The organism is Acetobacterium tundrae, assembly GCF_008086615.1.
Taxonomy (GTDB): domain Bacteria; phylum Bacillota; class Clostridia; order Eubacteriales; family Eubacteriaceae; genus Acetobacterium; species Acetobacterium tundrae.
Map to the genome: position 1 here is coordinate 159,466 of NZ_RXYB01000006.1, position 12,598 is coordinate 172,063.

A 12,598-nucleotide genomic window follows, 5' to 3' on the forward strand; every position below is an offset into this window, starting at 1 on the left:
TAAACATATCCTTACTGGAACGAACGGAATGACCTTACAAAAGTGAAAGGTCAAACCATCAATTATGTAAGGTTAATCGATGGCACCTGAAAAACATTGATGATAGACTTATTATAAAGTAAATGATTGGAGGCGTTTTATGCCAGTATTAAAAGTCAGTGATGTAAAAAAAGTATATGGTTCGACACAGGGTGGAAGTGTATCAACAGCACTTAATGGGGTGAGTTTTGAAATCGAACAGGGTGAGTTTGTAGGGATTATGGGTCCGTCTGGAGCAGGAAAGTCAACGCTGCTAAATGTCATTGCGACAATCGATACCGTTACGGCCGGTGAAATTTCGATTGGGGGACAGGATATATGCCGGATTAAAGAACCGGAGCTTTCCGATTTCCGAAGAAGTAAGCTTGGTTTCATTTTTCAGGATTACAATCTGTTGGATACATTGACATTAAAAGAGAATATCGCCCTTCCGCTGATTTTATCAAAAAAAAGTCTGAAAGAAATTGAGGCGGCGGTTAAGAATGTGTCGGCTGAATTGGGAATAGGAGATATTTTGGGAAAATACCCCTACGAGGTTTCAGGCGGCCAGCGTCAGAGAGCGTCTGCGGCCAGGGCGATTGTTAACTCCCCCGAGTTGATTCTTGCCGATGAGCCAACGGGTGCCCTTGATTCTAAATCATCGAAGGATTTGCTGCAATGCATGCAGAGGCTCAACGAAAAAAATCAGGCAACAATTATGCTTGTAACCCATGACGCCTTTGCGGCAAGCTTTTGCAAACGGATTATTTTTATCAAGGATGGGGTTTTGTTTATGGAAATATTCAATACCGGAACCAGAAAGGAATTTTTTGACAAGATCCTAAAAGTCCTGTCTTCGTTAGGGGGGGATAACAGTGAACTTTTTTAGTCTTGCATTGAACAATATAAAAAAGAAATTTGGAACGTATTTGATCTATCTGATCAGCACCACATTTGCGGTAACCATCTTCAGCATTTTCTGTTCAATCTATTTTAATCCGCAATTTTCAAGTTACCGATTTGGAGCCGGTAAGATAACGGTTTTATTTAGTGCTGCGGCGATTGCCATCATCGGTTTTTCTTCAATCTTTGTGATGTATTCAAATAATATTTTTGTGAAGACAAGAAAAAAGGAAATTGCAATTTATTCGCTGATGGGGATGAAAAAAAGTCAGATTGGCCGGATGATGTTCTATGAAAATATCATGATGGGACTAATCGCAACGGCATGCGGCGCGATTTTGGGAGTGGTTTTTTCACGATTCTTTGCCATGATCTTATTGAAGCTCATGGCCGACGGCACTGCGGTGACTTTTTCAATTCAGTGGGAGGCAGTTATAACAACGGTAATGGTATTTCTGATTCTGTTTACGATCAGTTCGCTTAATGCCTATCGAACCATCTACCGGTACAAACTTATTGAGCTGTTGTCAGCAGAGAAGGAAGGGGAGAAAACTCCGAAATATTCCGTAGTCGGTGGGATGCTGTCGATTGTACTGATTATCATGGGATATATTACCGCCATGGTCATGAATGTCAATGAAGGGGGAATCAAACTCATGATTCCGGCACTGATGATTTTAGTCTGCATCATACTGGGAACGTTTCTGCTTTTTAAAAACTTTATTCCAATGGTAATGGTGGCGTTGAAAAAGAAACAAGGATTTTATTACAAAACAGAAAATATTATCAGTATCTCTCAGATTGTGTATCGCATCAAGGCAAATTCCAGAATGCTGTGTATGATTGCCATTACATGTGCCGTAGCAGTTACTATGATGAGCGCCACTTTCTCCATGTACAAAGCGCTGGAAAGCACCGTGCCTTACTATTCTCCGTTTTCCTACATGTGTAAAAATATCGATGATGAAAAATTGAATGAAATGCTTGAAGTCGTCAAACAAACTGGCGAAGTCAATGTAACATCAACGAATCAGTTTAAAATTATTAAAGTTCAGCTACAGAATAGTACATATTCAACCGAAACTGACAACAACCCAGGAATGATCGTCGATGGATATATTATCTCTCAAAGCACATATCAGTCAATTATCAGAGATACGAATGTGGAAACAGGAACATTCAACAATCTTAAAACGGATTTTAATATGGATTTAAAAGACGGAGAAGGCTACTTTCTCGATGGTAATGTAAAGAAAGACTACTGTAAAAATCTGACGGGAAGCGTCATGAATCTACAATTTGATAATGCGTGCGCCGGTTTTGATATTGTTGGAGTATCCCTGCATAAATATATCGGATTTATGGATTCATATCTAAGGCCGACGATCGTCATCAATGATGCAACATACAGTCAGTATCTCGAACAGGCGGCACCTGATGATGTTGTGAGCTTCACGGGAATGATGTTTGACAATCCAGCGGGATCGGAAAACACGGTTGCGGCATTGAATCGCATTGTGCCGGAGAACCCGGTATCAAACAGTGTGATGGGAATCGCTAATCTTAGTTATATAAGTGTCTATAAGTCTATTTTTTCAATGTACGGGGCCTATGTATTCATTGGATTATTTATTGGCATTCTGTTTTTACTTGCTTCAGGTAGCATCATCTATTATAAACAAATTATTGAGGCTCACGAGGAAGTGAATCGGTACGAACTATTAAAAAAACTGGGCATGAACAAGGCTGAGATTAAAAGATCCATATCAAAACAGCTTGGCATTGTTTTTGGACTGTCGCTGACAGTTGGTTTGCTGCATTCTACTTTTGCGTTATTGACGTACAACCGTATGATGGACCTTGGCGCGAAAGAACAGCACACAATGCTGAACGCCGGTATCATTGTGGGAATTTATATCCTCATTTATTGCTGCTTCTATCTTTTGTCGGTCAATAGCTACATGCGGATTGCCTGGGGCCGGGAAAAATAATTTTTGAATATGGCCTGGGATAAAGTATAATGTAACGAGAAAAAGGACGATTTTATCATCATAGGTTGTCGACAAACCCGTACCGACCAATTGTTAATCAGTTGTTTGCTTGCAATTCGTACAGGCTGACCGCCTGTTCGCCTTGATGCAAACAACACGATATAACAATTGTCGGTACTGCGTTAGTACTTTGTCTACAGTCTGGGACGATTTTACCGTCAACCTTTAGGTTCTTGTCTTTAAAAGGAAGGGTGATTTTTATTGTTTAAATTATTGGTGATTGAGGATGAGGCGAAAATCGCCGGCATCATGGTGGAGAATCTGTCGAAAGCCGGATATGATGCCGCAGCGGTGACGGAGTTTTCCGATATCCTGCCTGAATTTATCGCGTTCAAGCCGGATCTGGTGCTGCTGGATATCATTCTGCCCTTTTATGACGGGTATTACTGGTGTGGTAAAATCCGGCTGTTTTCAAAGGTACCGATTATTTTTGTTTCATCCAAAAGCACAGATATGGATATCATCATTGCAACCAATATGGGCGGTGACGATTTTATTGTCAAGCCGTTTTCAATTGACATTCTGCTTGCCAAGGTCGCTGGGCTTTTGAGACGAACCTATTCCTATGATAATACCGAAATGGATATTATTGCCCATGAAGGACTGATTTTCAACAGGGGCAGCGGGGTGGTGTCCGTTAATGAAAACAGTATGAAACTCACAAAAAATGAAGCCCAGATACTGGCACTGCTGCTTAAAAACCGGGGAAAACCAGTCAGTCGGGAAAGAATCATGCGAAGTCTATGGAAAGATGCCAGTTTTATTGATGACAATACCCTAACCGTGAACATCACGCGTTTAAGAAAAAAGCTCAGGGATCTTGGCCTTGAAAACGTCATTGAAACAAAAAAGAATCTGGGTTATATGATATGACGCTTAAAGATTATTTAGTGGATAAAAAGTTTCTGATTATGCTATACATGACGATGTTTGTTTTCGCCGGGGTCGTGATATCCGTTGGTGAAGCGGTTCCGTTTAGCCGGTCCAACGGGTTGTATGTGATTGAAGTATCTTTTTTCCTATTTCTCATTTATCTGATCATCGGCTTTCTGTACCAGAAGAGCTATTATGAAAAACTCAAAAGAATATCGGAGACCGAGGGCCTCGACTGGGTGAATTCGCTTCCAGCACCGGCAAGTTCGGAACAACGGATATACCATGAACTCCTGCAGAAACAATATCGGGGGATCAATAGAAAGCTAAGCGAACACCAGTCAAAAAGCATCGAGGATACAGAGTTTATTACCATGTGGGTACATGAAATAAAAACGCCGATTGCAGCGTCCAAGCTGATTATCGAAAACAGTTTAAATGCTCCAACAGAGAAAGTTCTGTATAGTATTGAGGATGAGATCGATAAAATTGAAGACTTTGTGCAGATGACATTGTTTTATTCCAGAGCGGATGATTTTGCGAAAGATTATCTGATCAACAGCACCAGACTGGATAAGGTTGTTAGGGAATGCATCAAACGGGAATATGCGAGCATTATGAATAAAAATCTGAATTTACAGTTAGATAACCTTGATTTTGTAATTGACACCGATGAAAAATGGCTGGGCTTTATCATCAAGCAAATTGTCGACAATGCCGTTAAATATTCATACCCAAATGGGAAAATAAGAATTTATGCAGAACAGCAGGATAGTGAAACGGTTCTGATCATTGCGGATCAGGGACCAGGTATCAAAGAAGAGGATATCCGGCGTGTTTTTGATAAAAATTTCACTGGTAATAATGGCCGGAAATTTGAGGCTGCAACGGGTTTTGGACTTTACCTGAGCCAGAAGATTGCGCGCAAGCTGGGCCATCATATTGCCATCTTTTCTGATTATGAAAACGGAACAAAGGTATCCGTCCATTTTTCCGTCTGGAACGATTATTATGATGTTTGACGTTGGTGAAACTATCGATGCTTTCACAAATAAGAGAAAATAAATTAGGTGATTGCGAAGTTCACGGTAGTTTTTGAAAACGCTTATGAAAACAAATAAAAGGAGAGAAATCAATGAAACCTATCGTAGCGATACCCATGGGGGATGCTGCCGGAATCGGGCCTGAAATTATCGTGAAGGCGTTAACTGATCCGATGGTTCAGGAAAAAGCCAGATGCATCATTGTCGGTGATAAAAATGTATTGCAGCAGGCACTTGAATTTTGCAATCTTAAATTGAAGATCAATGTTGTAAAGGATCCTGCTGACGGAAAATACGAACCGGGGATTCTGAATCTGATTGATCTTAAGAATATTTCAATGGATCGGTTAAAAACAGGTGAAGTGCAGGGGATGACCGGTCAGGCGGCCTATGCATATATCGTAAAGGCAACTCAGTTGTGCCTGGAAAAAAGGGCGGATGTACTGGCGACCACACCGATTAACAAGGAATCATTGAAAGCGGCAAAAGTGCCATATATCGGGCATACTGAAATAATTGGCGCATTGACAAAAACCGAGAATCCGTTAACCATGTTTCAGGTGCATAATCTGAGAGTCTTCTTTTTTAGCCGGCATGTGTCATTAAAAGATGCCTGTGATCTGGTAACACAAGATAATTTGGCGGTTTTTATTGATCAGTGCGTTGATGCACTGAAAATCTTAGGCATCAAAAATCCCCATATTGCAATAGCCGGGCTTAATCCCCATAGCGGAGAGCATGGCTTGTTTGGACGGGAAGAAGTCGATGCGGTGATGCCGGCAGTTGAAGCGGCAAGAGCAAAGGGAATTGATATTGACGGACCCATCGGTGCGGACAGCGTCTTTTATTTTGCTTTGCAAGGTGCTTACGATGCAGTGCTGTCTTTATATCATGATCAGGGACATATTGCGACTAAAATGGTTGATTTTGAAAAAACGATATCACTCACCATCGGCATGCCGATATTACGGACATCGGTAGATCATGGAACGGCTTTGGATATTGCTGGAAAGGGACTTGCCAGCCCGGTGAGTATGATTGAAGCCATCCGTCTGGCGGTTGAGTACGCCCCGAATTTTAGACAGAAAAAATAGTGGATAATACGGATGCGAAAGTATGGATCGTATTCGAAATAATAGAAAAAGACAAACCATTTGACACCAATTGATTATCTGGTTATGCATATCAAGGCAACAGGGGGAGCCTGTTTTATCTCGAAACATCATCATTGGGGCAATATCGGTTTGTCATTTTTGTCAGTTTTCCATAGCGGCATTTATCAATTTGATTGAGTCTGAATGGGGTATCATCCATGAATACGCATTGAGGATGATAAAGAACTCAGACTCAGGAAGGTAAGTGTATGTTTAGGTATTTCTGCCGCCGGTAATCATCAGCGAATCACCGGTGATAAAGCTTGAAAGGTCGGAAGCAAAAAACAGTGCAGCCGTGGCGACTTCATCCGGATCGCCCATCCTTCCCATGGGAATGGCGGACAGGCGCTGCTCTCGTGCTTCATCCGTGAGATTTTCAAAATTGCGTTTGATCATGTCGGTATAGATGGTTCCAGGGGCAAGGGCATTGACCCGGATACCGTAGGGTGCCAAAAATTTGGCGGCATATTTTGTCAGAGCGATGATCCCGGCTTTGGAAGCACCGTAATCTGGACTCGTATTTCCACCGGTTATGCCGGCAATTGACCCCATATTGACGATCGTACCGCCACCATGATCTTTCATATAGGCCGCCGCATATTTTGTTCCCAAAAATGCCGATCGCATATTGATATTGATAACGAGATCCCAGTCGCTTGCAGATGTTCCGAACAGGTCATTTGATTTGGATATGCCGGCGTTATTCACCATCACATCCAATCGTCCCCATTCATCCACAGCGGCATTGATCATTTTTTTGACATCTTCTTCATTGCTCATGTCTCCTGCAATTAAAAGGACTTCCGTGCCATAAGCTTCAGCTTCTTTTTTCAGTGACTTTGCATGGTCGTCAATTCTCAAGTCATTAACAACCAGTCCCTTACACTCTGCCTCAGCCATTTTTAAGGCAATAGCGCGTCCGATTCCTCTGGCAGCGCCAGTGACAATGACAACTTTATCTTTTAGACTTATATTAACCATTATAACAGCCTTCCTTCTTGATATTTCATTTTAGATGTTGGATTTAGCCCCAGTATTTCGTTGATACAGCTGCCAATTTATTGTAAATGTCGGCAGCTTTCAAGGCCAGGAAGGTATCTTTGAAAATATTGTACATATCCGTGTATATTTTATGATTTTCCATATTTGGTTCAATAATACCAAAAGTATGAACCATTTTATCTACAGCATCCTCAATGTTTTTGAAGACACCGGCGCCGGCAGCTCCCAATATGGCAGCGCCTAATGTTGTACAATCTGACACGTTAAGCTTTTCAACAGGACGTCCATAAACATCTGCCTGCATTTGGCACCATAATTTTGATTTTGCGCCACCTCCTGACAATCGAATGGCTTCAAAAGGTCGACCTAAGACATTTTCCATCGCTTCCACGCTCATTCGTAGTTCGTAAATAACACCTTCCATAACACCGCGAGCCATCGTTCCACGGTCATGGGCAAGAGTCAATCCCAACGAACCGCCGGTGGCATTATCATGATAGTAGGGTGAAACCTGACTGTTGAAAAAGGGCATGAACAGATATCCTTTACACCCGACCGGTGCGTTTTCTGCTTCAAGCGTAATGAGATCATAGGGATCCAGGCCCAAAGCTTTTGCAGCTTCTTTTTCGGGTTGACCATAGGTATCACGCCACCAACGTAAAGTAACACCGGCAGCAAAGGTCAATGCCTCCATATCCCATTTGTTGGGCATCGCATGACCTCCAAACAAAACAGTGTGATTGACATCCGGTTTGGGGCTGTCTACATGAGCGACCATAACAGCGGCCGTCCCGATTGTGATTTCGGCTAAACCTTCTCGAATAACGCCTGAGCCAATTGCTGCGCACTGTTGGTCGCCACCGCCACAGCAGATGGGCATGCCTTCAGCAAATCCGGTTAATTCGGAAGCTTTCTTGGAAATAACGCCAACCTGTGTCATCGATGTTTTTACCGGAGGAAGTTTATCTTTGTCAATTCCGATCGCGTCCAGAAGTTCGTCGGACCAGTCCAGCGTTTTTACATCCAGCATACCGTTGAGTGCTAATGATGATGGATCCGTAAACAATTCCTCTGAACCCAAATTGTGCAGCAGCCATTCCTGACCGTTCACAAATTTCCATGCTTTTTTATAAAGATCAGGCCGTTTGTCTTTAACCCATTTATATTTAGCATAAGCCCACATGCCTGACAGCGGATCGCCGCTGACTTCATGATAATGATCACGTCCAACATGTTCTTCAATCCATTTAACTTCTTCATTGGCACGTCCGTCTGACCAAACAATTGAATCACACAGGGGGACCCAGTCTTTGTCAATCGGTACAAAAGTTCCACGCTGACTGGATATTCCTAAAGAACCGATTTCTTTAGGATCTACTTCTGTTTTAATTAATACTTCCTTAGCAGCTTCGCAAATACCTGCCCACAGATCATTAATATCTTGTTCAACCCAACCAGGATGAGGATATTTACATGAATATTCTCTGTAACCAGTGCCGATAAGATTACCTTCAAGGTCAAAAATCATTACGGTAGAACCGGTCGTTCCGGCATCAATACCTACAACATACTTTACCATCTTTATTCCTCCTAATAATTTAATTAATTTAAAGAGAATACCTGTCATTTGGCAGCTGGTTGAAATAATTCAATATTGTAATGATCAGGATCAAGTAAATAGAAAGCATAAGCGCCTGTGCTTGGTCCATTATCAATATAGGCTGGTTCATTTCTGGTGGGAATATTATTATCTTTACATCGTTGATAAGCTTTAACAATGTCTGTTGTAGCAAAGCAAATATGACTGCTGCAGATATTATGCGGACTGACATCCAGCACGACACCTTTCGGTTCAACATACTGGATGAGCTCCAGTCGTAAACCGGGACAGGATACAAAAGCTACATTAAGAATACCGTCAGGATAACCGGTAACTTTTCTAATGTAGGCCAAGTCTACATTATAACGAATGTTTTCAAAAGTCATTTCCATGACTTCGGTGTAGAATTTAACCGAACGGTCAATATCTCCAACCGTAATGCTGAAGTGGTTGCAGCCACAAATAATTTTATCACTCATGATTAGTCCTCCTGTTAATAGGCAAATAAAACCGTTTACATTCTAATTTTATGCTTGATTTTAATAAATTCAATATAGAAAATATTTTCAGTAGCTGGTAATTGCTGATTTAGATGGAATAATTTTTTAAAATCAGGAATGGTTATTGTTATTGAAAAATTCCGAGATGATTTGACATCTTTAGAGAATTAACTTAGTATTGTAACTAACAAATCATTTAAGAAAGAAGGGGTTGAAAATGGTTATTACATGGAATGAGATCATTGAATTAAATAATAGGGTTAAAGAAAATAAGCTTGATTACAAAGTTCATTTAAGTGATGCCTGCGGTGGGCAAAGTATGTGGATTGAATCACTGAAACCGGATAACAGTTTTGAGGATCTGGATGACTTGAACAAACTGATTGATGACTATTTTACCGAGATCAAAGCTGAAATTGTATATAGCTGGGACAAAAAATCATTCTGGATGAAAGACCGTTCGTTTTAAAATATTGCAAAGAATAGCATCGTAAATTACACAAAAAAATATTAATGCCAGCATCAAGGTTCCACGCTGCAACCTTGATGCTGGCATTGAAATTTATCTTTTCAAATTAAAAGATTATTATTTTATAATTTTGCCAATAGCTCTTGTTTTTTTTGATTAAATTCTTCTTCAGTAATAATCCCTTTTTCTTTTAGCACAGATAACTTCTCAATCATTGCAATGGGATCCTCATCAGGGGCAGAAGGCTGTTGCGTATAAAATGATTCCTCCTGTTGTTTGCTTGACGTTTCCTCGTCCTTTTTTACACTATCTTTAATTTTATGCTCTTGATATATTTGGACCAAATATTCAGCTTCCCGTGAAAAGAGAAAACTGATTGTTTCAATAATATCGGCTGTTTTTATTTCCGTTTCATTGGGATTCATACCCAATGTCAGGGACAAATCTAAGAAGGAAACAGTGCTCGGCTTGGTTGTCAGAGAAAGGATTTCATCATAATCAAAACATTTTTTATCGCTTAAATCCCGGTCATAGAGAATAATTTTTTTGTCGGTGCAGGTTAGAAATTTTTTAGAACCGGGATTATCCAGTCCCCAGGCAAAATAGATGATCTTTTCATCGGGGGTGAGAAAAGTTTTAACAATCTCTGATGTGGTTTGGTCTAATTTAGATTGAATAAATACATTGGCTTGGTCATCGCTAATGGCTAAATCATTGTTTTTAATGCGATAGAGATATTCGGTTAAGGTGAGGGTATCGAATTTTTCAACCTCATCCACTGGTGTAGTGATTAAAGTAATGTTATTAATAAGAATCTTGAATTGCTCATCAGCGGAATTAATGGTGATGTCATAGATTTTTTCTTTCGGAACAGAGCCCACAGCAAAAAAAGAATGATTTTCAGGGAAAATTACTTTAAAATAAAGATTGTTGGTTGTTAGCAGAACAATCTGGCCTTTAGAATCTTTGAATTGAAATAAAAACTTTTCCTGAAGACTATAAGTTGGAAAATTTTTTAAAACAGTTTTTATAACCTTGTCTTCATAGGGATGCATGTCGATTTTCGTAGCTGATGAACTATTGGCGGGCAATAGAAGCTTTTCGAAAAAATTCTTAGTAAAAGAAACAATCACATCATCACTTGAATTGATGAAAGGATTGGGAGCTGGTTCAATTGGTTTTAGAAGCTGTTCCATCAGGGTATCGGTAAAGCTTTTAACCCGTTGTTCCATATCTGCTCTTAAACGTTCCTGTTCTTCTTTTTTTAGTGCTAAATCTGCCTGTATTGAATCAATACTATCTTTTGCCAGATCGGTAACGTCTTTAAATAGATCTTTTAATCCCATCTTTATATTCTCCTTTTTTGTTGAATAATATAGTTCCATTTTACATAAGGATGACAAAAATAGCAACCACAAGAAATGTTCAGCATGTGAATAAAACAGCCTTACGGATTAATCCGTAAGGCTGTTAAAAGAGGTGTTATCTTATATAAAAGATTAGATATTTAGTGGCTTTCAACAAATGTTAATTAAACGTAGAATAAAATATCTTCGTAATTTGGGTATGGCCAGTATTTCTTGCCAACAAGACTTTCAAGTTCATCCGCAAATTTGCGAAGTTCTTCCATTGCGGGGATGACCTGATCACAGTAATAGGTGGCTTCAGCCTGAGCTGATGCGGTGTCCTGAGCAGCGGCCAGAATTTTTTCCAGATCGTCAATGGAACGGATGAATTCCCCGGATAGTTTGGAGAGTCGTTCGGCCAGGGTTGCTTCGGCAGAGACATCAATGAAATCGCCACAGGCTTTTTTCGCCAGCAGGGTGTCGCAAACCTCTTTGGTGTAAGTGACAACAGCCGGTGAAATTTCACGTTTGGCGATGTTGAGCATGGTCAGGGCTTCGATGTTGATGGTTTTGCTGTATTCGTCCAGATGAATTTCATAACGGGAGTGTACTTCCGTTGGGGTGTAAATATTGTGTCGGGCAAATAATTTGACATTCTTTTCGGAAGCATATTCAGCTAAAGCTGCCGGTGTTGTTTTCAGGTTGGGAAGGCCGCGTCGGGCGGCTTCTTCAACCCATTCCTCAGAATAGTTGTTGCCGTTGAAAACAATCCGTTTGTTTTCCTTGATGGATTTTTGCAGCAAGGCACTCAGAGCGGTATCAAAATCATCGGCTTTTTCCAGAACATCGGCATAGTCGCAGAGAACGTCGGCGACGATGGTGTTGAGGGTAATGTTCGGTCCAGCGATGGACTGGTTGGAACCCAGCATCCGGAATTCGAACTTATTTCCGGTGAAGGCAAATGGTGACGTTCGGTTACGGTCAGTCGCATCCATGATCAGTTTGGGCAGGGTGCTGACACCCATTTCCAGCACGAGGTCTTTCGCTTCGGTAACCGGTTTGCCTGTTTCGATGGACTTTAGTGCGGCGGTCAGCTGTTCGCCGAGGAAAATGGAAACAATCGCCGGAGGAGCTTCATTCGCGCCCAAACGGTGATCATTGCCGGCGCTGGCAACGGTAATCCGCAGCATTTCACTGTATTTGTTCACAGCCTCAATGGTGGCACAGAGAAAAAGCAGGAACTGTTTGTTGTTGACCGGATCATCCCCGGGAGTCAGCAGGTTTTCGCCGGTATTGGTGGACATCGAAAAGTTGTTGTGCTTTCCGGAACCGTTGACAAAATCAAAGGGTTTTTCATGAAGCAGACAGGCCAGATCATGACGATAGGCTACCCGTTGCATGAATTCCATAACCAGCTGGTTATTATCCGTGGCAACGTTTGTATTGGTGAAAATAGGCGCCATTTCATGCTGGGAAGGAGCCACTTCGTTGTGACGGGTTTTGGAAGCAATCCCCAGTCGCCATAATTCCTTGTCGAGATCGGCCATGTAAGCGGCTACGCGGCCACGAATACGCCCGAAGTAATGGGTTTCCATTTCCTGGCCTTTGGGCGGTTTTGCGCCAAACAGAGTCCGGCCGG

The 12,598-nt window shown here is 41.3% G+C and carries 11 protein-coding genes; 6 read left to right on the plus strand and 5 right to left on the minus strand.

What is annotated here, in order from left to right:
* Positions 1-139 precede the first annotated feature (139 nt).
* The 5 genes from FZC40_RS07140 to pdxA all read left to right on the plus strand — a co-directional run bounded on the left by FZC40_RS07140 (position 140) and on the right by pdxA (position 5,982).
* On the plus strand, positions 140-907 hold the full coding sequence (locus FZC40_RS07140) for an ABC transporter ATP-binding protein (RefSeq protein WP_148603216.1): 768 nt from the start codon (positions 140-142) through the stop codon (positions 905-907).
* The gene (locus tag FZC40_RS07145) at positions 894-2,912 is read left to right on the plus strand and encodes an ABC transporter permease (protein ID WP_148603217.1); all 2,019 of its coding nucleotides are present in this window, start codon (positions 894-896) and stop codon (positions 2,910-2,912) included. The genes FZC40_RS07140 and FZC40_RS07145 overlap by 14 nt, the downstream gene beginning before the upstream one ends.
* 261 nt (positions 2,913-3,173) lie before the next feature.
* Positions 3,174-3,845 carry a response regulator transcription factor gene (locus FZC40_RS07150; protein WP_148603218.1) on the plus strand — a complete coding sequence of 224 codons (672 nt, stop codon included), beginning with the start codon at positions 3,174-3,176 and terminating at the stop codon, positions 3,843-3,845.
* Entirely contained in the window at positions 3,842-4,867 is a 1,026-nt protein-coding gene (locus tag FZC40_RS07155) for a sensor histidine kinase (protein WP_148603219.1), read from the plus strand. The genes FZC40_RS07150 and FZC40_RS07155 overlap by 4 nt, the downstream gene beginning before the upstream one ends.
* A 113-nt stretch (positions 4,868-4,980) precedes the next feature.
* Positions 4,981-5,982 carry a 4-hydroxythreonine-4-phosphate dehydrogenase PdxA gene (pdxA, locus tag FZC40_RS07160; RefSeq protein ID WP_148603220.1) on the plus strand — a complete coding sequence of 334 codons (1,002 nt, stop codon included), beginning with the start codon at positions 4,981-4,983 and terminating at the stop codon, positions 5,980-5,982.
* Between the two features lie 273 nt (positions 5,983-6,255).
* On the opposite strand, the gene FZC40_RS07165 is transcribed toward pdxA, so the two are convergent.
* From FZC40_RS07165 to FZC40_RS07175, 3 genes are read right to left on the minus strand one after another with little or no spacing between them, the layout of a single operon-like run.
* Entirely contained in the window at positions 6,256-7,023 is a 768-nt protein-coding gene (locus FZC40_RS07165) for an SDR family NAD(P)-dependent oxidoreductase (RefSeq protein WP_148603221.1), read from the minus strand.
* 43 nt (positions 7,024-7,066) lie between these two features.
* On the minus strand, positions 7,067-8,623 hold the full coding sequence (locus FZC40_RS07170) for an FGGY-family carbohydrate kinase (RefSeq protein ID WP_148603222.1): 1,557 nt from the start codon (positions 8,621-8,623) through the stop codon (positions 7,067-7,069).
* A 44-nt stretch (positions 8,624-8,667) separates the two neighbouring features.
* Positions 8,668-9,123, minus strand: a complete 456-nt coding sequence (locus tag FZC40_RS07175; RefSeq protein ID WP_148603223.1) for a VOC family protein — start codon at positions 9,121-9,123, stop codon at positions 8,668-8,670.
* Positions 9,124-9,361: 238 nt separating this feature from the next.
* Here FZC40_RS07175 and FZC40_RS07180 point away from each other — a divergent pair, with 238 nt between their 5' ends.
* Positions 9,362-9,613 carry an RDAC family protein gene (locus FZC40_RS07180; protein ID WP_148603224.1) on the plus strand — a complete coding sequence of 84 codons (252 nt, stop codon included), beginning with the start codon at positions 9,362-9,364 and terminating at the stop codon, positions 9,611-9,613.
* Positions 9,614-9,735: 122 nt separating this feature from the next.
* Here the strand turns inward: FZC40_RS07180 and FZC40_RS07185 are convergent, their stop codons facing one another.
* Together FZC40_RS07185 and FZC40_RS07190 are read right to left on the minus strand one after the other, a co-directional pair.
* Entirely contained in the window at positions 9,736-10,959 is a 1,224-nt protein-coding gene (locus FZC40_RS07185; RefSeq protein WP_186843721.1) for an SHOCT domain-containing protein, read from the minus strand.
* A gap of 185 nt (positions 10,960-11,144) precedes the next feature.
* A partial coding sequence (locus FZC40_RS07190; protein ID WP_148603226.1) for a glutamine synthetase III family protein occupies positions 11,145-12,598 on the minus strand: 1,454 nt, incomplete at its 5' end.

What these genes read in the sequence shown, in the direction of transcription:
- FZC40_RS07140 (WP_148603216.1), top strand. Translation starts at nt 140, where the DNA reads ATGCCAGTATTAAAAGTCAGTGATGTAAAAAAAGTATATGGTTCGACA.
- FZC40_RS07155 (WP_148603219.1), top strand. Translation starts at nt 3,842, where the DNA reads ATGACGCTTAAAGATTATTTAGTGGATAAAAAGTTTCTGATTATGCTA.
- pdxA (WP_148603220.1), top strand. Translation starts at nt 4,981, where the DNA reads ATGAAACCTATCGTAGCGATACCCATGGGGGATGCTGCCGGAATCGGG.
- FZC40_RS07165 (WP_148603221.1), bottom strand. Translation starts at nt 7,023, where the DNA reads ATGGTTAATATAAGTCTAAAAGATAAAGTTGTCATTGTCACTGGCGCT.
- FZC40_RS07170 (WP_148603222.1), bottom strand. Translation starts at nt 8,623, where the DNA reads ATGGTAAAGTATGTTGTAGGTATTGATGCCGGAACGACCGGTTCTACC.
- FZC40_RS07175 (WP_148603223.1), bottom strand. Translation starts at nt 9,123, where the DNA reads ATGAGTGATAAAATTATTTGTGGCTGCAACCACTTCAGCATTACGGTT.
- FZC40_RS07180 (WP_148603224.1), top strand. Translation starts at nt 9,362, where the DNA reads ATGGTTATTACATGGAATGAGATCATTGAATTAAATAATAGGGTTAAA.
- FZC40_RS07185 (WP_186843721.1), bottom strand. Translation starts at nt 10,959, where the DNA reads ATGGGATTAAAAGATCTATTTAAAGACGTTACCGATCTGGCAAAAGAT.